Genomic DNA, 20,802 nt, shown 5'->3' with positions numbered 1-20,802 from the left:
CTGAAATCGGATAAAAAGAAGGCTTGAGCCGTATGATGGGAAACTGTCACGTACGGTTCTGAGGGGAGTTGGGGGCAGCGATGCCCCCCGCTTACCCGACTAAATAAGCTGTTCACTGGATTCCCATAGAAAACTGTGATGAGATGAGATTTTTGATTTTGAAGTACTTCAAAATCTTAGCTAGGTGGCTATGTATCGGTACCCCACAATAAAAAGAGGCTGTCTCATAAGTCTCTTTCGAAGTAAGATCACATGAAATTGAAAAGGCAGAAACGTTATAAAATCAGCGTTTCTGCCTTTCGCTTTTTATTAGATTTTGGCTAAAAAGCACCTTTTGGGACAGACTCTTTGATTTTAGAGACATGTTTCCTAACAGTTGATTTTGTTAACGAAAGTCGACTTTAAATCCATATTTTGTGTGAAATAAAAGCATATAATAAAAGTATGAGGTGATGGTGTGAAGGAGATAAACATTCATAAAATAATTGCGGATAAGAGAAAAGAAAAGGGAATTACACAGGAAGAGTTAGCGGCGTATATCGGTATTACGAAGGCATCTGTTTCCAAATGGGAGACAGGGCAGAGTTATCCGGATATTACATTTTTACCACTGTTAGCATCGTACTTTAATATAAGTATAGATGAACTAATCTGTTATACACCGCAAATGGAACCAGAAGATATTAGGGATTTATATCATAGACTAGCGGAAGCTTTTAGTGAAAAACCGTTTGATGAAGTAATGGTGGAGTGCAGAGAAATAATTAAAAAATATTATTCTTGTTTTCCGTTATTACTTCAAATGGGACTACTTTTTATTAATCACCATATGTTAACAGAGGATACGGATAAAAGAATTGAAATGTTAGAAGAAGCAATGAATCTCTTTAGCAGGGTTCAGGAAGAAAGTGATGATGTTTCTCTTGTGAAAGAGGCGGTATCGTTTCAAGCAACTTGCTATCTTATACTCAATAAACCGAATGAAGTATTGCAATTACTTGGCGGAACGATACGTCCTAACGTTCCAGAGGAAGATCTAATCGCACAAGCGTATCAAATGCTTGGAAATGCTGAAAAGGCAAATGAAATAATGCAAATTAGTATGTATCAACATTTAATACAACTCGTTGCGACAATACCAAATTACGTAGTAGTAAATGCCTCAAACGTTGAAAAAGTAGAGGTGATTTTAAATAGAGCTTTTATGTTAATAGATATATATGAAATAGAAACATTGCATCCCAATATGACTTTAAAAGTATACTATGCTGCTGCACAAGTATATTGTATGCAAGGGAATTTTGAAAAGGCATTAGAAATGTTACGTAAATATGTAGCAGTTTGTGCGGCAAGCTTCACAGTAAATAGTCTACATTTACATGGAGATTCTTATTTTGATGCGATTGATGGATGGTTTGCAGAATTTCCACTCGGCGCTAAAACAGTTAGAAATGAAGAGATTATAAAGCGAAGCATGTTACAAAGTATTGCAGAGAATCCAGTTTTCACTCCGATGAAAGATGAAAGAGAGTTCAAAAATATAATAACGAGTTTGAAATTTAAATTGGATATAAAAGAATAGTGGGAGGACAAATATAATGACCTTTGAAGAATATGAAGTAGCGATAAATAGTGAATTTACTTTGTATGGAACGCTTACAAAGCCGAAAGCTGACGGGAAGTATGCTGCTGTTGTCATTATTGCTGGAATCTGGGGAAATTGATCGTGATGGAACGATCGTACCGTTAAAGCTTGCGTCGAACGTATATAAAGATTTAGCACATGTAATGGCGAAGCTTGGAGTAGTAACGCTCCGTTTTGATAAGCGCGGAGTAGGAAAGAGTGACGGAGATATCATGAAGACTGGAATGTGGGATTTAGTTAGTGATATAGAGTCTACGATTACGTATTTAAAAGAATAGCCATTTGTTGATCCAGAAAATATCATTTTAGCTGGTCATAGTGAAGGATGTATGTTGGCAACAGTAGTAAATGCAAGAACACCAGTTAATGGGCTTATCCTTCTTACAGGCGCCGCGGAATCATTAGAAGAGGCTACGAAAAGACAAAGAGAAATTGCATATAAAGAACTAAAAGAGCAGAAAGGAATAAAAGGAAAACTAATGCGTCTTCTCAATGTAGAGAAACGTGGAGAGAAGCAAATGGAAAAAATAAAAGAGAAAATGATGAACACAGAAAAAGATACGATTAAAGTTGGTTTTAAACCGATGAACGCAAAATGGTTTAGAGAGCATTTTCAGCATGACATCTATAAAGACTTACAACAAGTAACATGTCCAGTACTAGCTATTGCTGGTGATAAAGATATTCAGGCTAATCCTGAAAGAGCGAAGCGGATCGGTGATTATGTGAAGGGTGATTCTGAAGTATATGTAGTACAAAATATGGATCATAGTTTGAAAAGTTTTGAAGGTGAGTTTAAAGCATTAGAGTTTAAAAAGAATTATGAAGAAGGGGCAGGAAAGTCACTACATCCAGAGCTGGAAGAAATAATTGTGAATTGGATGGAAACACATTTTATCTCGCAACATGCGGGTAGTAAGATCCCCGGCTCAATATTAGGAGAAAATGAGGAAGTCGGAAGGGAGAGAAATTGTCTGTAAAAAAACGGTTGTTATAGGTTGATTTAGTCTAGTATATGAATTTATTTTTTGTGAATTCATTCATTATAAAATGTTCGTTTTTATTAATTAACGAGATAAAAACGAACATTTTTTTATTTTAAATAAATTGGATAATTAGTTTATAACATTATTTTTTATTACTGAATATCATAATACTATAATGGAGGTGATGTTATATGGCTCTTACCACAGGACCAATTGAAAACGTAGGAAATCAACCTGCTAATGCAAATAGAGTTAGGGTGAAAATCCTTAACCGTACTGCGGGCCCGCTTACTGGAGTAGCTAGAGTTTTTAGACTTGACGGTTCATTAGTGTTGATTGAACAGGTAAACTTCAATGTAAATTCTAATGCTTCTACTTTCGCAACTCTAAGTTTAGTTCATCCTGCTTTTGGACAAGCACTTGAATATGAGGTTCAAATTGTTCCTAATCAACCTGGTGGACTATATAGTGTTTATGGGCTAACAGCTGAAAGTGTTATTATTACTGCACAACGCGTTGTGAACTCAGAATTGACACAGTTTCTTTAATGAAAATAGATTGGTGCCTACATGGTATCCAATCTATTTTTGTACGTATTATTCAGAGAAAGAAAGGTTTTACATAAAAATAAAGACAGGTATGGAAAAGGGAAAAGTTGAGCTATCATCTTGATTTTTATTATTTCTGTCTTAGACTGTATCTGTTTTGTGGCATGGTTTTCTTTGAATGCTTTTTATTCAAAATGTTTTTTAAGTATTTATCAAATATGCATTATTGCATAAATAAATTTAAATTTATAAGTTAACATTAAACTACTTTTAAATTGCAAAGAATATTTTAACAATCTTTACTAGAGGGGAATATTCCTTGTGAAAAGTAGATAAGCCAAAAGTGTGGAAATGATACAAACTCATTAGAGTTTTGTATTAAATAAAAAGAAAAGGGGTATGGGTTTCTAAAGAGTTTTTTGGGGGAAGAAAGCATTTTTTAGTGAATAGTTTCAAATTATATATTAAAGGGGAAATGGGTATATGAAGTTTCGAAATACAAAAATTGCTATGGTTACACTATCTTCATTTTTTATTTTAGGTTCTGCATCTTTATCATTCACAGATACTATACACGGTGAAGTAGCTTCTGCATCACCACAAGAGATTGCTGTAAAAAACTATGACGATACATATTATAATAATGCAATAGGAAAGACTGGTTTAGAATTAAAGAAGGAACTTCATAATATTATTGATGATCATACAAAGTTATCATACAGTGCGGTTTGGGGAGCGCTAAGAGATACTGATGAAGATCCGAATAATAAAAATAATGTGATACTCTTATATACGGGGCGTTCGCAAGGGAAACTTACGAATGGTTCAGGAGTGGATAACTGGAATCGAGAGCATGTTTGGGCAAAATCACACGGTGATTTTGGAACGACTGCAGGACCTGGAACAGATTTGCATCATTTAAGAGCGACGGATGTATCTGTAAATAGTTCACGTGGAAATCTGGATTTTGATAATGGTGGCGTGAACCATTCGGAAGCGACAGAATGTAAATATGATAGTGATTCTTGGGAACCTCGTGATAGTGTAAAAGGAGATATCGCTAGAATGCTATTTTACATGGCAGTTCGTTATGAGGGAGACAACGGTGAAATAGACTTAGAACTAAATGAAAAGGTGAATAACAATAAAGACCCATACATGGGTAAACTATCCGTTTTACTAAAATGGAATGAACAAGACCCGGTCGATGATTTAGAGAGAAAGCGTAATGAAGTGATTTTTACGAAATATCAACATAATCGTAATCCTTTTATTGATCATCCGGAATGGGTAAATAAAATTTGGAACTAAGATTTTTAAAGGTATTATATTTTGATAAAAGGGATTGATCATTATGATCAATCCCTTCTTATATCTATACTAGAATAAGTGATTTTTATTGGATTGGAGAGGAGAATAGGATAAATATTTTATCAAGTTAAGTATAATACGCGTCTTTTAATACGGTCCCCACTCAATATTAACCCCAACAATAAGAAAAATAAGTCCAATAATAAACCAAATGAGTGCAAGAGGAGCCATAAATCGAATCCATTTTCCGTAAGAAATGCCGCTCGCTGCGAGAACGCCCATTAAAACACCGGAAGTTGGATTGAGGCAGTTCACTACACCTTCGCCGAGCATAACAGCTTGTACTGTAACTTGGCGTGTAATGTGCATGAAATCAGCTAATGGAGCTAATATCGGAATGAAAATCACAGATTCACCTGTCCCGGATGAAATGAGGAAATGTAATGCGGCACTACTTACATACATACCGATAACGCCAAATACTGGGCTTTGTCCTTCGAGAGACTGTGCGAGTTGGTTAACGATTGTATCAAGTAATTTCCCTTGCTCCAAAATGACTGAAATACAACGAGCCATTCCGACGATCAAAGCACCGTATATGAGATTTTGGCAGCCTGCTAGAAAAGTAGAAGCGATATCGTTTGCTTTCATGCCACCTATTATTCCGGCTGTAATTGCTATGAAAATAAAAGTAGCAGTCATTTCTGCGTCTGTCCAATGTAGACGAAAAGCGCCAATTAAAAATGCAATTAATGATAAAGCTGAAACGAGTAAAATTAATTTATGACGTATTGTCCAAGGAACTTCTGTTTTCTGCGCTTCTTTTCCACTTGAAAGAGCATTACTTGGAAACCAGTTATCTCCGAGTATGCTTCCTTTATTCGATTTTTTTAAGCGTTTTACGTACCAATTAATATATAGAATGGTAGCAAGTAAAAAAGAGAGATAAATTGCTGTGCGTAAACCAATTCCTGAAAACATTGGGAGTTCCGCAATTTTTTGTGAAATGCCTAAAGGTGAAGGAGATAATATAGTAGCATTAAAACCAGCATAAGTCCCTAAATAAATAATTGCTACGCCGACGATAGCGTCCCATTTTAATGTGCGTGCAACGATGATGCCGATGGGGATAAAGCCGATAACCGAGTTAACGATAATACCAGTCGTTCCGAGAATAGAAAAGAGTGCGGCGACAATGCATATAAAAAGTAATTGCTGGTTACGAAATTTGTTAATAACATGATAGATTAAACCGTCAAGAGCACCGGTTTTTTCAAGAATCGCAATGGCACCGCCTGTAAATAAAATTAAGAAGATGATAGGAGCAGCAAGTGTCATTCCTTTTTCAATAGCGGTAAAAAAAGAAACAAACCCTACCGGTGATTGCGGAACAGAATGGTAACTTCCTGGTATTGTCGTTGTAACAGTCCCATTTGTAACTCTTTTAAATTCTCCTGCAGGAACGAAATACGTAGCTATTGCACAAAGCAGAGCAATAAAAAATAATAGTACGTACGCGTCAGGCATTTTAAACTTTCGTTTACTAGGCTGTTTTTTTACTTCAGTTTGTAATTGCATAAAACCCCTCCTTTTTTCACTTGGTTAATTTTCAATATTCTGAAATTTATCTGTAAAAAGATTATAATAAAGGTGGCTTCTTAAGGCAATAGTTTTTCTGTCCTTTTCCCGCACATACAAATTATTGCAACATTAGACAGGGAAACGAAAATAATCCAAGAATATGTTAAATAGAAAGTAAAAGGAAAAGAGGGAAAAAGATGTGGAAAACTACGGATCTATGTGATGAGTTTGAAAAGGAATTGCAAATATGCCGCCAATCTTTTCGGTCTTTTGGGAAGAAAGAACAATTTCACGGGAAAATTGCAACGGTAAAAGTGAAGGATGATAATGTACTAGTGAAGGAAGGATTGCAAACATTACCAGAAGGAACGGTATTAGTTGTTGATGGCGGCGCGTCTACGAATTGTGCGTTACTCGGTGATAATTTGGCAGCTATTGCAGAAGAAAGAAAGCTAGCAGGAATTATTGTGAATGGATATGTTCGTGATTCTAGTGAACTAAAGAATGTTAATATAGGTATTTTAGCGTTAGGAACAATGCCGAATAGAAGTGTAAAAGAAGGGAAAGGAGAACGAAATATTTCATTGCAATTTGGAGGAGTAGAATGGAAGCCAAATGATTATGTGTATGCGGATGAAGATGGCGTCATTATTAGTGAAAAAAGTTTGCATCGTTAAAGGTTAGTAAGTTACTATTCTTAGAAAATAAATCCGATAAAGCATGGACAAAATTCTATGTCAATAGTAAAATAATACAGAAATTTATAATTTACAGAATGTATAGGTTTATCGTTTTGCGATAACTTAAATGGAAGTCAGTTTTGCCTAGAAAAGTGAATGTTATCACAATGATACGTTCATGAACAAAATTATTTTTCCTATACAAATATAGCCGCGAATGATGCGGGTAGGAGGTGTTGCACAGTTTGTTCGACACTTACAAAAAAAGAGTGTCAATTGCACGCCCTTGAAGGGCCTTTTTTTGTGTGAATAGTAGTAAGGGAGGAAATTTTGGGATGGCAATGTTAAAAAAATGGCTGCTTACGTCGTTAATGGCAGTTACACTTGTATGTGTTTCTTTTGCGAATACAGTACATATTACGTTTGCTGAAGGGAATACAGCAAAACTTGCAATTGTTGGTGAATCACAAAAGGGCATTATGTTATGTCCGAAAGAAGAGCAAATTAAAGATGGGGAAACAGCGTTAAGCTTGCTGCAAAAAGTCATGGGGGACAAAGTAGAAGCTGAAACGATGTCGTTTGGAACGTATGTAAAAGGCATTGATGGATTAATGGCCGGGGCTACAAGTGGCTGGCTGTATGATGTAAATGATAAATCTGCGGAAGTTGGAGCGGATAGTTATAAATTAAAATCTGGAGATGTTGTTGTTTTCCGCTTTGTTTCAGACTGGAGCAATATGAGCCAGGAAACATTGAAAGAAACGTTAGATAAGTTCGGAACGTGTAAAACAGAAGAACCTAACGGTGGCAAAACAGAAGAACCAAAACCAGAAGGTCAAGATGATAAAACGCCAGATGGGAAAAACCAAGGTGACCAAGACGGTAAAACGCTAGATGGGAAAAACCAAGGTGATCAAGATGGTAAAACGCCAGATGGGAAAAACCAAGGTGACCAAGACGGTAAAACGCTAGATGGGGAAAACCAAGGTGACCAAGATAGTAAAAAACCAGAACAACCAAAGCAAGAAAACATTCAAGTTCCAGCAGCACAAGTAAATGACGCAATCTCTAAAACATCTGAAAAGATGTTACAAGATGGAATTGAAAGCGATTGGGTAGCTTTAGGCCTTTCTCGTTCGGGAAAGAATGTTCCAATTGAGGCGAAATTAAATTATGTTAAGGCTGTAACTGAAAAAGTAGAAAAGCGCATTAACCGTTTTTCAGCGACAGATTTAGCTAGAACGATTATTATGATGAATGCAATGAATGCAGACCCAAAAATGGTAGGCGAACATAATTTAGTTCAAAAATTGTACGAATCAGATAAAGTGAATTCTGTTACAGGTTATACATTTGCTTTACTTGCATTTGATACGAAAAAATATGAAATTCCAGTAGATTCAAAATGGAATCGAGTTGCTTTAGTAGATGCACTTTTAAACGCGCAACATACAGATGGCGGCTGGACTTATGATAGCGCAAGCAGTAAAGATAGTGCTAGTAGCGTTGATGTAACAGGTATGGTTTTATCAGCATTAGCTCCTTATCAAGACCGAGCAGATGTGAAACCAGCAGTGCAAAAGGCTGTCGCATACTTATATAATGAACAACTAGAAAATGGCGGTTTCTCTGCTGATGGACAAGAGAATTCTAATAGTGCTGCGCAAGCTATTATTGGATTATCCCTTGTGAAAGATGTAGATCAAAACCGTCTTCATAAGGCAGTGCAAAATCTATTGTCATATCAACTTCCAAATGGTGAATTTAAATGGTTACCAGGCGATCAAACCGGTAGCGGAATGGCAACAGAGCAAGCATTATTAGCTTTACTTCAGTTTAAAGACCTTGGAAAATCGATTTATGACTGGTCAACGGAATCTGTTATTGAAATCGATAAGAAACCAAATGTAGACTCAGAAAATGTTGTAGTAGAAAAAGAAGTTACTGAACAACCAGAAGAACAAAAACAAGTACAACAAGAAACAAAAGATGACAATTTAAAAGTTGTTGTTGATAACGAACCGGTTAAAAATAAAAAATCCGGAAATGGTAGCACACTACCAAAAACAGGAGCATCTTCTCATAGTGCAGCGACAGAAGTAGGTATGGGTGTATTATGTATTGCTTCTGCATATGTATTATGGAGACGTAAAGCAGCTTAACAAAAATTAGGAGCAATCATTTGCTCCTAATTTTATCCCGCATTAACGGGCAGTAAGATCCCCACCTCAAAAGTTAGCGAGTGCAAGGAAGTTAGGTGGAGATTAACTGCCCGTAAAAGCCCGATTGGTTCAACTAATAATAAGTGGGGGGTGGAAAAGCCCCCCACTTATTAAAGTTTCACTTTATTATGAAAGGTGAGAGACAACATGAGTAAGATGAAGTGGTTTATTTCTTTATTGCTTTCACTCGGACTACTTGCCGGATGTGAAGAGGCAGCTGTAAAGCCTGAGAAGAAAGTAGAACCGAAGCAAGAAGAAGTAGCAAAACAAGAAGAGAAAAAAGATGAAGCGAAGCCGGAAGAAAAACCGGAGGAAAAACAAGCTGAACAAGAGCAAAATAAGCAAGAAGAGCAAAAAGAGAAACAAGAACAAAAAGTAGAAGAGAAGCCAAAAGAAGAAAAGCCACAGGCACAACCGGAAGTAAAGAAGGAAGAAAAACCTCAGGAACAGACTGCTGTTAATAAACAACCAGAACAACAAAAAGCACAAGAAGAGAAACAACAAGAGCAACAACCGAAAGCACCAGAAGTAAAAGAAGAAGCGAAGGTTGTAAATCAACCGAAAGAAACACCGAAGCAGGAGCAGAAGGTTGATCCGAATAAAGAGGAGAAAACGATACCGACTCCGCAAGTACCAACTCCTGAACCACCAAAACCAAAACCAGATCCAGTACCAATACCTAAAGCAAAACAAGTTACCATCTCAGTAAAAGGTAATGAAGGATATTTATTAGGGGCAAAAAAGGTGGATGTACAAGAAGGCGATACTGTTTATAAAGTATTGCAGCGTACAGGTTTAGATGTTGATGCGATGGGCTCTAAAGACGGTATTTATGTAAAAGGGATTAATGATTTATATGAAAAAGATATTACCGCTACTAGTGGCTGGAAATATCGTGTGAACGGTGTGTTTCCAAACCATAGTGCAGGTGTAGTTACAGTAAAACCAGGCGATACAATCGAGTGGGTGTTTGTATTAAAATAAGAAAGGCATTCGGTAAAGGACTATGAAAATAAGTTTTTCTTCTTTACATCCTTTTGTGAATTTTTTCTATTATATCGGGGTGATGATACTATGTATGATGTGTCTTCATCCTCTTTTTTTAATTGGAGCAATTCTATTAATCGTTATAATCAATGTGATGCAAGGGAATAGCGACAAGATAAGAAAGATGTTACCGAGCACAATTGTTTTCTTTTTTATGGTCATTTTATTTAATTCGTTATTAACGCATAGAGGTCGAACTACATTATTTTGGTTAGGTGATAGCCGTATTAAGCTTGAGGCGATTATGTATGGAGTAGTAATGGGGTTATTATTAGTTGCGATTATGTTTACGTTTGCTTCGTATAATGATATTATTTCAAGTCATAAATTTTTATATTTGTTTTCTCGAATTTCACCGAAAGTAGCATTGTTAACGATGATTACAGTGAGATTTGTTCCCTTGTTTATGAGGCGATTACAGAAAATAACACTCGTCCAAAAAACGAAAGGTGTACAAGTAGATGCAGGTTCCATTGTTGAACGCATGAACAATGGTATGCAATTATTGCAAGTATTATTAATTTGTTCATTAGAAGATGCATTACAAACGGCAGATTCTATGCAAGCTCGTGGATTTGGTGTAACGAAACGTACGACTTATATTCGGTATAGAATGGAAAGACGCGATTGGTATACGCTCAGTTATTTAAGTATTCTATTTATAGCTGCTATTATATGTAGTACATATGGCGGAGGGAAGTTAATCATTTATCCGAAAGTCGAATCGGTTCTATTTCAGCAATACGATGGGATGATGTTTGTCGTATTCACGATGTTTATTAGTTTACCAATTATAATGGAAGGACGGGAATGGATATGGTGGCGCATGCAGAAATAAACAATTTATCATTTGTATATGCTGATGAACACGAAAAAGCGTTGCAGCATATTTCTCTTTCTGTTCAAAAAGGAGAGTTTATTGCACTTGCTGGAGGATCAGGATCCGGGAAGACGACTTTATTAAAACATTTTAAAAAGGAATTACTTCCAATTGGTAAGCGTACTGGGGATACATATTATGATGGTACTTTATTAGAAAATGTACCGGACTTGTTATCTGCCCAAGAAATTGGCATGGTATTTCAAAATCCAGAAAATCAGCTCGTAATGGATACGGTCATTCAAGAATTAGCATTTTCTTTAGAAAATATCGGATTACCATCTCACATTATTCAAAAACGAATAGCCGAGCTTATTAGCTTCTTAGGATTCCAAGATTTATTGCACCAATCTGTTCATACGTTATCTGGCGGGCAGAAGCAACTTGTCAATTTAGCTGCGGTATTAGTTATGCAGCCGAAGTTACTATTATTAGATGAACCAACTGCGCAGTTAGATCCAATTGCTGCGAAAGAGTTTTTAGGGTTGTTAAAGCGTATTAATGAAGAACTTGGCATTACGATCGTTTTAAGTGAACATCGTTTAGATGAGGTAATACCACTTGCTACGCGCGTTATTTGTATGAATAACGGCCGAATCGTGTATGATGGTAGTCCGAAAAGGGTTATAGCGAACATGTGGGAAGTAGAAGGATTTCGTCCATTTATTCCGCAAATTCCAAGATTGTTTTTAGAGTGGAATGCGAAAGATATACCATTTACAGTGCGAGAAGCACAAATGAAAATGAATGATTTTTCAGCGATATCATATGTAAATGAGCCAATAGTACGAAGGGAAAAGCAAGAAGTCATTTTAAGTGCAGAGCATATTTCGTTCCAATATGAAAAGAGTAGTCCGCTCATTTTACGAGATTTAACAGTATCGATTGAAAAAGGAAAATGGGTAGCTCTCGTTGGAAAGAATGGGACAGGTAAGTCTACACTGTTAACGATTTTAGCAGGGTTACAAAAAGCGAGAAGAGGGAAAGTAAAGTGGAATGGGAAAGTGATACATAAAATTGATTCGAAAGAACGATTTAAAAGGATCGGGTATGTATCGCAGCATCCGTATTATCATTTTACATTTGATACAGTGTGGGACGAGGTGTATGAACGAGCGCGTGAATTATACGGAGAACAAGGAAAAGAAATAGCAGAACAGCAGCTTAAAAAGTTTTGGCTATATGCACTTAAAGAACGCCATCCGCATGATTGTAGCGGGGGAGAGCAACAATTACTTGCATTATGTACGACGTTATTGTCAAAGCCGACTTTATTATTACTGGATGAACCGACAAAAGGACTAGATCTGTGGAAGAAAGAAAGGGTAGGAGAGTTATTTAGGAAACTGCAAAAAGAAGGGACAACAATTGTAATGGCAACGCATGATATTGAGTTTGCAGCGAAATACGTGGATCAATGCATGATGTTATTTGATGGAGCAGTCATTATGAATGATGCACCGAAAGAATTTTTTAGTGGCAACTTCTTTTATACAACCTCTATCAATCGATTTATTCGAAAAGAATTGCCATATGCATTAACGTGGGAGGATGTGTACGAAGCGTGTCCAAACGATATGTTGCATTCATAGTATGCATTTTTGCAGTGATAATAGGCACATTACTTTTTACTACACTTATCATGGACGGTTATTACATGTTAAGTAGTTTGTTTTTATTAGTTGTTATTATGTTACCTTTCTATATCCGTTTTGAAAGGAAGGCGTTTGTTTCACGTGAAATTGTTCTCGTTGCTGTGTTAGCAGCAATTGCAGCAGTGAGCCGTGTACCATTTTCTATTTTACCAAGTGTACAACCGACTTCTTTTGTCATTATTGTTTCTGCAATGGTGTTCGGAAGTGAAACTGGTTTTATGATTGGTGCAACAGCGGCTATCGTATCTAACATTTTTTTAGGACAAGGTCCGTGGACGCCGTGGCAAATGTTTTCATGGGGTATGATTGGTTTTATAGCTGGATTATTGCGGAATACATTTTTAATGAAAAAGTTATGGGGAAGACTTCTATACGGATTGTTTGTTGGATTTTTATTTGGCTGGATTATGAATTTCTGGGGGCTTCTCGGTTTTATACGAGAGGCAACGTGGGAAACAGTCATTTCGTATTATATCGCAAGTTTTTATTTTGATTTGAGCCATGCAATTTCAAATGTTGTGTTCTTACTACTATTTAGTACGTCTTGGATTACGATTCTTACAAGATTTAAAAAGAAATATGGCATATTGGATAAGCATAACATGGTATAGAAAAGCATACTCATATAAGGTAGGGTCGCGACTTACATATTCGTTTGCCTCTTTCATGCTTCTTACATATTGTAAGGAGCATTTTTCTGTATATTTTTTAATTATAACGGCAATAATTATGAAGTATGCCATTTGAAAAAACTTCCCACCTTATGATGGGAAGTTTTTTCACTCTTGTTCTAAAATGTGAACGGTGTAATCGCAGCGTTGAATAGCTTGTTCGATCGCATAAAGAGATTGCTCAATACGAGCGCGATTAAAATCTTTTTCAACAGTCTGTAGTGCTTCTTCTAAACAATGTTTTGCTTCTTGTAACGATTGAAAAGAATCTTGTACATATCCGCGAGCATTTTGATGCATTTCATAATCCTCCTTGCATACTCATATATGTATAGTATGAGCAGTAAAGAAGAAAATATAATTCGTTATATTTGTTTGACAATTAAAATGAAATTACGTATAGTAAGAATTAAGTGAATATTTTCTTATCCAGAGAGGTGGAGGGACTGGCCCGATGAAACCCAGCAACCGCGATGCAGGTGCTAATTCCAGCAGAACAAATTTGTTCTGGGAGATAAGACGAAGATATATACGTAACTTCTTCTTATCGGAGAGGTTTTTTTATTGCAAAAAAACCGATTACGAAAATTTATATTAAGAAGAAAGGGGTTGCGAAGTACTGTGACACTCGAAAAATACGTCAAACTGCGTAGTACAGTTTATGAATATATGATAGAGCAAGATAAGCCAATATCATTGTTAGATATTCAAGAACATATCGTTTCGCATCATGAAGGAAAATTCACGAAAAAGATGTTACATCAATTTTATTTATCAAGATTATTAGATGAACTGAAACTGGATGGGAAAATTACATTAGCTGATGAATATCTCTATGCTGAAAAAGGGGTATTTTATAAGGCGAGAAAAGGGAGCTAAGCTCTCTTTTTTTTGAAGTATGTAGAGTAAAAGACTGCTTAAGCAGCCTGATACAGGGAATGGTGTTGAGTGTGTAGTGTCAAAAATTGAATGTGCCTGAAAGAGGCAATTCATATCGGCTGCAAATGAAAAGAGACACCTTCGCCGAATAGGTGTCAGTCGTTTTTGTCACATAGACTTGCTATTTGACAGTTATTAGAATAACATGCAGTGGCTCTAGAAGTCAAAAGGGAATTAAAGGAAGAGGTGTTGTTATGTACGCTTATTTAATAAAAGAACTATATAGGTATATCCCGAAACACATTATTGATAGAGGGTATGAATATTATGAAGATGGACATGTAGAAGATGTAGAAATACATAATAATAAAGTATTTGCATTTGTGACTGGTAATGCAGGGAATTATGCAGTAGTGATTGAACTCGATGATTTTTCAGAAAGTAGTTGTGAGTGTCCATATGAGAATTATTGTAAACATATGGCGGCGGTTGTTTATGATATTCAAAGTGCTGGCGAGAGTACGGTTAAATCGAAATTGCAAGGTTTAGAAAAAGAAGAGTTACTTATAGTATTAAACCGGTTGTTACAAAGTTCAAAAAACGTGCAAATTGTAGAGAAGATGTTAAAGAAGGGGAAAATTTAACTTATAGAGGGAGTTGTTTTGTAGTGAATGTACTAATTGTATACGCCCATCCTAGTCCTTCAAGCTTTAACGCGGCGATTTTAGAGCATGTGCAAAAAGGATTGCAAGAAACTAATCATTCGGTTACAGTACTTGATTTATATAAAGAACAATTTGATCCCGTCCTTGTATTTAATGAAGAGAAGAAAAGACGTGATTTAGTAAATGAAGAAGAAACAGCTCGGTACAGAACATTAGTAGAAGAAGCAGATATGCTTCTATTCATCTATCCGATATGGTGGTGGGGGATGCCAGCTATTTTAAAAGGGTTTATTGATCGCATTTTCGTAGCTGGATTTGCTTATAAATATGAAGGGGCCCTGCCGAAAGGCTTATTGAAAGGTAAGAAGGCATGGGTAATTAATACGTTAGACTCACCGTTATGGTACGTCGCATTACTATATCGATCAGCAGATTGGATTATAATGAAGAGAGGTGTTTTACGTTTTTGCGGCATTCGCGATATAAAACGGTCAGTATTTCAATCTGTAAAAACGAGTAAACGAGAGAAGCGGGAAAAGTGGTTATTACAAATAGAAGAAAAGGTTCGTACACTATGAATGAAATGGAACGTATTATAAAGTGTTGCGGGGATGACAACGAACTTTTGCGAACGTATATTACATGTTTACTTCAATTGAAAAAATGTAGCGAAACGTTTGAACAAATTCAAAAACAATTAAGAAATGATTATTTAATAAGAGGGATTTGTGAAAGAGAAGTTGATGAGGTAGTAATGGGAAGTAAAGAATATGAAACATATTTTCTTCCTAAAGTGTTACAGTGGAATTTTTTGAGGGAACATCCACACCTGATCGGAAAAATTTGCGGAGATTTTTTTGCATTTGAGTCATTACATCTTACGGAGGTAGAGTGGGAAACGATTATAAATTGCGTGGGAAATAAGAGATTTATTATATAAAAAAGCTAGTATAAAACTAGCTTTTCGTTTAAATAAATAAGAAACATAGACTTATGATAAATCCTGCATATAGTAAGTTCACGACGCAAAATCCCATAATATCACGAGCGCCTAAACCAGCTATTGCCAATGCGGGTAATGCCCAGAAAGGTTGAATTAAATTCGTCCAAGCATCGCCCCATGCAATGGCCATTGCTGTTTTTGCAGCAGGTACACCAAGTTCAGCACCAGCTGGAATCATAATGGGTGCTTGCACAGCCCATTGACCGCCACCAGATGGAACGAAAATATTAACGATGCCAGCACTTAAAAAAGTAAAGAGCGGGAAAGTTGTTTCGTTTGAAATACTAATAAAGAAATTTGAAATAGCTCCTCCAAGTGAAAGTCCTTCACTATTTGCTCCAATCATCATGCCCATAATTCCTGCATAAAATGGAAACTGAAGTAAAATACCAGAAGCACTTTTTGTAGAATCTGAAAAAGCACGAATATATTGAATCGGAGTACGGTGGAAAATAAGTCCAGCAATTAATAACATAAAAATAACGATATCAAGTGTAAGGTTAAAGCCTTTCGTATAAAAGTAATTGAAAATATAAATGAGACCTAACAATCCAACGCAAAGTGTAATAATGATACTATTTTCCATTTTCTCAGCGAACGTATTTTTCCCTACTTCTTGAGCGGCAGCTTCTTCATGGAATACGCTAGGATCTACCGTTATCGTATGTTTTTCATCTGGATGCATCGCTTTATTAATGAGAGGCATCGTAACGAGAAAAATAATAACTGGCACGAGAGCGTATGGTGAGAATAACGTTTCTGTTATTGGAATCGCTTCTTTAATACTTCCAGCTGTCGTTTTCATTAACGTTTCGCCTCCAGTTGCTAACGTGAGAGGGATAGAAGCAGAAAGCCCCGCATGCCAAATGAGAAATCCAGAGTAAGAAGAGGCAATGGCTAACCTATAATCTAATCCTTCAAGTTGCCTTGCTACTTCCTTTGCATATAAAACAGATACAACAATACCAAAGCCCCAGTTTATGTACGCCCCTAGTAAACTTACGATTGAAATGGCAATAATACCTTGTCCATTCGTTTTCGGTAGTCTTGCAGCTTTCGTTAACCATTTTTTAATGAGAGGAGCGTTTGCTAAAGCAGATCCTGTCACGAGTACAAGTGCCATTTGCATAGAAAAGGCGAGAAGTCCCCAAATGCCATTCCCCCAGTGATTAATCATTTCCACAGGTGTTTGATGCGTTGCAAACATGCCGAAGAAAATAACAAATACGGTTAATAAACATGATAAAATAAACGGTTCTGGCAAGAAACGTTGCACTAAGGCTACGCAGCCATTAGTAAAAGAACGAAACAAAATAGATCAACCTCCTTATGTATATGTATTACAATTATTCGAGGTTGTTTCGTTCATAACCTTTTATATTTAGAAAATTCTGATGTTTTATGAAGATTGAAATATTGTCAAGAAGAGTAGTACCATCATCACCCTGGCAGAAAAAGTTGCTTTTCCTCAATATGAAATATTGCATATAAAAATGAATTGATGCAAATGTAAAAGCTTATTATAATGAAAGCATAAATATACAAAACATCTTAATACAGCAAAGAGGAGGAAGTAATATGGAAATCGCAATGGCCGTTTTAAAATTTTTAGGTGGAGTAATACCTTTAGTCCAAGAACTTTTAAAAGCGTTTATGTAAGTTTATTCGTTAGCTATCATGTCTTACTAAAAAAAGAACGGGGTGATTTTTCTGAATATTAAGAAAAATACCAAAAGAAGAAAGTTCCTTGCATGTTTATTAGTTAGTCTATGCACTCTTAATTATTCATCTATTTCTTTCGCAGAAACACAAGCCGGTCGTGCAACTGATATAGCTAAAAATGCTAGTAGCATTGATACTGGTATAGCAAACCTTACATATAATAATCAAGAGGTTTTAGCTGTAAATGGTGATAAAGTAGAGAGTTTTGTTCCGAAAGAAAGTATCAATTCAAATGGTAAATTTGTAGTAGTGGAACGTGAGAAAAAATCACTTACAACGTCACCAGTCGATATTTCGATTATTGATTCTGTAGCAAATCGCACGTATCCAGGAGCTGTACAACTTGCCAATAAAGCTTTTGCAGACAATCAACCGAGTTTATTAGTGGCTAAGAGAAAGCCTTTGAATATTAGTATAGACTTACCTGGTATGAGAAAAGAAAATACAATCACTGTCCAAAATCCGACATATGGTAATGTAGCTGGAGCAGTAGATGATTTAGTATCTACTTGGAATGAAAAGTATTCCGCAACACATACGTTAGCTGCAAGAATGCAGTATACAGAATCTATGGTGTATAGTAAATCACAAATCGCAAGTGCTCTTAATGTTAATGCGAAATATCTTGATAACAGTCTGAACATTGATTTTAATGCAGTTGCAAATGGAGAGAAAAAAGTGATGGTGGCGGCATATAAGCAAATATTCTATACCGTAAGTGCTGAACTACCTAACAATCCATCCGATCTATTTGATAATAGTGTTACTTTTGATGAGCTAACTCGTAAAGGAGTAAGTAATTCAGCTCCACCTGTTATGGTCTCAAATGTAGCTTATGGTAGAACGGTTTATGTAAAATTAGAAACAACATCTAAGAGTAAAGATGTACAAGCTGCTTTTAAAGCTTTACTGAAGAATAACAGTGTCGAAACGAGTGGACAGTACAAAGATATTTTTGAAGAAAGTACTTTTACTGCTGTCGTATTAGGCGGAGATGCGAAAGAGCATAACAAGGTTGTTACAAAAGATTTCAATGAAATTCGAAATATTATTAAAGATAATGCTGAATTAAGTTTTAAAAATCCAGCATACCCAATTTCATATACAAGCACTTTCTTAAAAGATAATGCAACTGCTGCTGTTCATAACAATACAGATTATATCGAGACGACAACGACAGAATATTCAAGTGCAAAAATGACACTTGATCATTACGGTGCATATGTTGCTCAATTTGATGTATCTTGGGATGAATTCACATTTGATCAAAATGGAAAAGAAGTATTAACACATAAAACATGGGAAGGTAGTGGCAAAGACAAAACAGCTCATTACTCTACGGTAATCCCTCTTCCACCAAATTCAAAAAATATAAAAATTGTAGCAAGAGAATGTACAGGTCTTGCATGGGAATGGTGGAGAACCATTATTAATGAACAAAATGTTCCATTAACAAATGAAATAAAGGTTTCAATTGGAGGAACAACATTATATCCAACTGCTACTATTAGTCATTAGGTTGGAGAAAAGCGCCCGGTTTATAGGGTGCTTTTTTACTTAGGTGAAAGTAGATCGGGGTTTCTCCCCATCAAGCTAAAAAAGAACATATACCAACATAGCCTTATAGAGCTGCATTTAACTTTATTTAAAGCTTCATGTATGAGTGTTATCCAATTATTCACTGGATTGTTGAATATGCAAGAATGCTCCTCATCTCTCTAACGTTTAACTTATTTTAAGTTAAACGTTAGAAAATTATAAAAATTAGTTGGATAGATTGTGTTAAATATTGTAAAATGAAATGGTACTAAAAAAAACAAATTGGTACCAAGGGTTCGGGAGGCGGATTATGAAGCAAAGAATAGTAACAGAAACAATTCATCAAATTCAAACGAAGGGGTTTACATTTACAATTAGTGATTTAGCAAAACAATTAGCTGTTAGTAAGAGGACAATCTATGAGCACTTTTCTTCAAAAGATGAAATAGTAGATGAAGTTATTTGTAATGTAATAGAAAGTATTCAAGAAAAGGAAAAAAATATCGCTGAAGATGATACGTTACAAACAGTTGAAAAAATAAGGCTCATTTTAATTTGTATTCCACAACAATTTACATTCATGGATGCACGTTTATTAGTAGAACTAAAAAAACATCATTATTACCAATGGTTAAAATTAGATCAGTTTTTACGTGAAGGGTGGTCTACTGTAATTAGTTTAATAGAAGAGGGAATGAGAGAAGGAAGCATAAGAAAAATTCAAATTCCGTTTTTTATTGAAGTATACTTGGGGGCACTGAATCGCATATATGATCCTATGTTTATTGAAAAGAGTGATTATACATTGGGAAGTATGCTTGAATCGATTATGGATATGTTACTATACGGAATTTCTAATCCGAAATAGAAGGTGGGAGAATAATGCAGTGGATTTATTTATGCTTCGCAATTTTATTTGAGGTAGCAGGTACAACTGCAATGAAACTATCTGATGGATTAACGAAACTTGTACCAAGCATTCTTATTTTTGTATTTTATGTAGTAAGTTTTGCATTTCTGTCATTTGCATTAAAGGGGATGGAAATGTCCGTTGCATATGCGGTATGGTCAGGTATGGGAATTGTAACGATTACAACAATTGGTTTTATTTATTTTGGAGAAAGTATCAATATAATTAAGATACTAGCAATTCTTTTTATTTTAGTTGGAGTCGTAATATTAAATTTTAATAGTACGGCACATGAAGCGAAGAAAAAAGAAATGGTGGAGGAACGTATACATTGAATCGATTAAAGTATTTTTTCCTTATTACTGATCTTGGGTTTGTTGTATATTGGCTCATAACAATTTTTCATATGATTCCGCAAGAATATTTGTTTAAAGATTACCAAGATCCTATTTTAGTAGCATGGAACTGGTCTTTTTTACCCTTGGATTTGTTAATCTCGTTAACGGGATTTCTAAGTTTGTATTTACATTCTAAACAAAAACATATTTGGAGTCACTTTGCGTTCTTATCATTAATTTTAACTTTTTGTTCAGGATTACAAGCGCTAGCATTTTGGACAATCCGTTTAGATTTTGATATGTCTTGGTGGATACCTAATTTATATTTATTAGTTTACCCATGCTTCTTTTTAAAAAGTGTGTGGAGAGAGTGTGGTTCGTATGAGACTAACATGAGAAAAGAATTCATGGAAAGACAGGATCTTTAAGCACATTCGAATTCTAGATGCTACAGCATTTCAGATTCAAAATTAGTTTTTTCACTAACCATACAGCAGAATTCAAAATAATTTTCGATATG

Annotated in this window: 20 protein-coding genes, 1 pseudogene and 1 riboswitch; of the genes and pseudogenes, 18 read left to right on the top strand and 3 right to left on the bottom strand. The window is 35.6% G+C overall.

What is annotated here, in order from left to right; all coding sequences use genetic code 11:
* Positions 1-457 precede the first annotated feature (457 nt).
* The 4 genes and pseudogenes from ACTFRN_RS14625 (at position 458) to ACTFRN_RS14610 (ending at position 4,490) form a co-directional block, all read left to right on the top strand.
* Positions 458-1,582 carry a helix-turn-helix domain-containing protein gene (locus ACTFRN_RS14625; RefSeq protein ID WP_088106707.1) on the top strand — a complete coding sequence of 375 codons (1,125 nt, stop codon included), beginning with the start codon at positions 458-460 and terminating at the stop codon, positions 1,580-1,582.
* Positions 1,583-1,598: 16 nt separating this feature from the next.
* A pseudogene (locus tag ACTFRN_RS14620) lies at positions 1,599-2,625 on the top strand (alpha/beta hydrolase family protein).
* 197 nt (positions 2,626-2,822) lie between these two features.
* On the top strand, positions 2,823-3,179 hold the full coding sequence (locus ACTFRN_RS14615) for a hypothetical protein (RefSeq protein WP_001229422.1): 357 nt from the start codon (positions 2,823-2,825) through the stop codon (positions 3,177-3,179).
* 483 nt (positions 3,180-3,662) lie between these two features.
* The gene (locus ACTFRN_RS14610; protein ID WP_000672190.1) at positions 3,663-4,490 is read left to right on the top strand and encodes an endonuclease I family protein; all 828 of its coding nucleotides are present in this window, start codon (positions 3,663-3,665) and stop codon (positions 4,488-4,490) included.
* A 147-nt stretch (positions 4,491-4,637) separates the two neighbouring features.
* Here the strand turns inward: ACTFRN_RS14610 and ACTFRN_RS14605 are convergent, their stop codons facing one another.
* Positions 4,638-6,068 carry a YfcC family protein gene (locus ACTFRN_RS14605; protein WP_001176958.1) on the bottom strand — a complete coding sequence of 477 codons (1,431 nt, stop codon included), beginning with the start codon at positions 6,066-6,068 and terminating at the stop codon, positions 4,638-4,640.
* Positions 6,069-6,268: 200 nt separating this feature from the next.
* Here ACTFRN_RS14605 and rraA point away from each other — a divergent pair, with 200 nt between their 5' ends.
* The 6 genes from rraA to ACTFRN_RS14575 all read left to right on the top strand — a co-directional run bounded on the left by rraA (position 6,269) and on the right by ACTFRN_RS14575 (position 13,166).
* Entirely contained in the window at positions 6,269-6,748 is a 480-nt protein-coding gene (gene rraA, locus ACTFRN_RS14600; RefSeq protein ID WP_000266043.1) for a ribonuclease E activity regulator RraA, read from the top strand.
* 338 nt (positions 6,749-7,086) lie between these two features.
* Positions 7,087-8,913: a DUF4430 domain-containing protein gene (locus tag ACTFRN_RS14595; RefSeq protein WP_074568148.1), complete on the top strand. Its 1,827-nt coding sequence runs from the start codon at positions 7,087-7,089 to the stop codon at positions 8,911-8,913.
* A gap of 207 nt (positions 8,914-9,120) precedes the next feature.
* Positions 9,121-9,957, top strand: a complete 837-nt coding sequence (locus tag ACTFRN_RS14590; RefSeq protein ID WP_088106706.1) for a DUF4430 domain-containing protein — start codon at positions 9,121-9,123, stop codon at positions 9,955-9,957.
* Between the two features lie 22 nt (positions 9,958-9,979).
* Positions 9,980-10,858 (top strand): energy-coupling factor transporter transmembrane component T, encoded by an 879-nt coding sequence (locus tag ACTFRN_RS14585; protein WP_049111176.1) that lies wholly within the window; start codon positions 9,980-9,982, stop codon positions 10,856-10,858.
* The gene (locus tag ACTFRN_RS14580) at positions 10,831-12,492 is read left to right on the top strand and encodes an ABC transporter ATP-binding protein (RefSeq protein WP_140383371.1); all 1,662 of its coding nucleotides are present in this window, start codon (positions 10,831-10,833) and stop codon (positions 12,490-12,492) included. Before ACTFRN_RS14585 ends, ACTFRN_RS14580 begins: the two co-directional genes overlap by 28 nt.
* A complete protein-coding gene (locus tag ACTFRN_RS14575) occupies positions 12,465-13,166 on the top strand; it encodes an ECF transporter S component (protein WP_000044917.1) in 702 nt (233 codons plus the stop codon). Before ACTFRN_RS14580 ends, ACTFRN_RS14575 begins: the two co-directional genes overlap by 28 nt.
* 168 nt (positions 13,167-13,334) lie before the next feature.
* On the opposite strand, the gene ACTFRN_RS14570 is transcribed toward ACTFRN_RS14575, so the two are convergent.
* Positions 13,335-13,526 carry a hypothetical protein gene (locus tag ACTFRN_RS14570; protein WP_000554030.1) on the bottom strand — a complete coding sequence of 64 codons (192 nt, stop codon included), beginning with the start codon at positions 13,524-13,526 and terminating at the stop codon, positions 13,335-13,337.
* Between the two features lie 122 nt (positions 13,527-13,648).
* A riboswitch (SAM riboswitch) is annotated at positions 13,649-13,747 on the top strand.
* Positions 13,748-13,847: 100 nt separating this feature from the next.
* Between ACTFRN_RS14570 and ACTFRN_RS14565 the strand changes: the two genes are divergently transcribed.
* The 4 genes from ACTFRN_RS14565 (at position 13,848) to ACTFRN_RS14550 (ending at position 15,710) form a co-directional block, all read left to right on the top strand.
* Positions 13,848-14,105, top strand: a complete 258-nt coding sequence (locus ACTFRN_RS14565; protein ID WP_000171475.1) for a hypothetical protein — start codon at positions 13,848-13,850, stop codon at positions 14,103-14,105.
* Positions 14,106-14,359: 254 nt separating this feature from the next.
* The gene (locus tag ACTFRN_RS14560) at positions 14,360-14,749 is read left to right on the top strand and encodes an SWIM zinc finger family protein (RefSeq protein WP_000271479.1); all 390 of its coding nucleotides are present in this window, start codon (positions 14,360-14,362) and stop codon (positions 14,747-14,749) included.
* 23 nt (positions 14,750-14,772) lie between these two features.
* Positions 14,773-15,348, top strand: a complete 576-nt coding sequence (locus ACTFRN_RS14555) for an NAD(P)H-dependent oxidoreductase (protein ID WP_001101657.1) — start codon at positions 14,773-14,775, stop codon at positions 15,346-15,348.
* Positions 15,345-15,710, top strand: a complete 366-nt coding sequence (locus tag ACTFRN_RS14550; protein WP_124878361.1) for a group-specific protein — start codon at positions 15,345-15,347, stop codon at positions 15,708-15,710. The genes ACTFRN_RS14555 and ACTFRN_RS14550 overlap by 4 nt, the downstream gene beginning before the upstream one ends.
* Before the next feature lie 28 nt (positions 15,711-15,738).
* Here ACTFRN_RS14550 and ACTFRN_RS14545 read toward each other — a convergent pair whose 3' ends face one another.
* Positions 15,739-17,085, bottom strand: coding sequence for a short-chain fatty acid transporter (locus tag ACTFRN_RS14545; protein ID WP_000490036.1), 1,347 nt, complete (start codon positions 17,083-17,085; stop codon positions 15,739-15,741).
* 389 nt (positions 17,086-17,474) lie between these two features.
* Here ACTFRN_RS14545 and alo point away from each other — a divergent pair, with 389 nt between their 5' ends.
* From alo to ACTFRN_RS14525, 4 genes are all read left to right on the top strand, one after another.
* Positions 17,475-19,013 carry an anthrolysin O/cereolysin O family cholesterol-dependent cytolysin Alo gene (gene alo, locus ACTFRN_RS14540; RefSeq protein ID WP_088106705.1) on the top strand — a complete coding sequence of 513 codons (1,539 nt, stop codon included), beginning with the start codon at positions 17,475-17,477 and terminating at the stop codon, positions 19,011-19,013.
* Between the two features lie 331 nt (positions 19,014-19,344).
* Positions 19,345-19,902 carry a TetR/AcrR family transcriptional regulator gene (locus tag ACTFRN_RS14535; protein WP_000813648.1) on the top strand — a complete coding sequence of 186 codons (558 nt, stop codon included), beginning with the start codon at positions 19,345-19,347 and terminating at the stop codon, positions 19,900-19,902.
* A 14-nt stretch (positions 19,903-19,916) separates the two neighbouring features.
* Positions 19,917-20,279: a DMT family transporter gene (locus ACTFRN_RS14530; protein WP_001198602.1), complete on the top strand. Its 363-nt coding sequence runs from the start codon at positions 19,917-19,919 to the stop codon at positions 20,277-20,279.
* A complete protein-coding gene (locus tag ACTFRN_RS14525; RefSeq protein ID WP_001080901.1) occupies positions 20,276-20,710 on the top strand; it encodes a YvaD family protein in 435 nt (144 codons plus the stop codon). Before ACTFRN_RS14530 ends, ACTFRN_RS14525 begins: the two co-directional genes overlap by 4 nt.
* Positions 20,711-20,802 lie beyond the last annotated feature (92 nt).

It is taken from the genome of Bacillus cereus group sp. MYBK245-2, from assembly GCF_051916145.1.
Classification (GTDB): domain Bacteria; phylum Bacillota; class Bacilli; order Bacillales; family Bacillaceae_G; genus Bacillus_A; species Bacillus_A pacificus.
The sequence above is the reverse complement of the archived record's forward strand: the minus strand, read 5'-3'. Positions and strand labels throughout refer to the sequence as shown.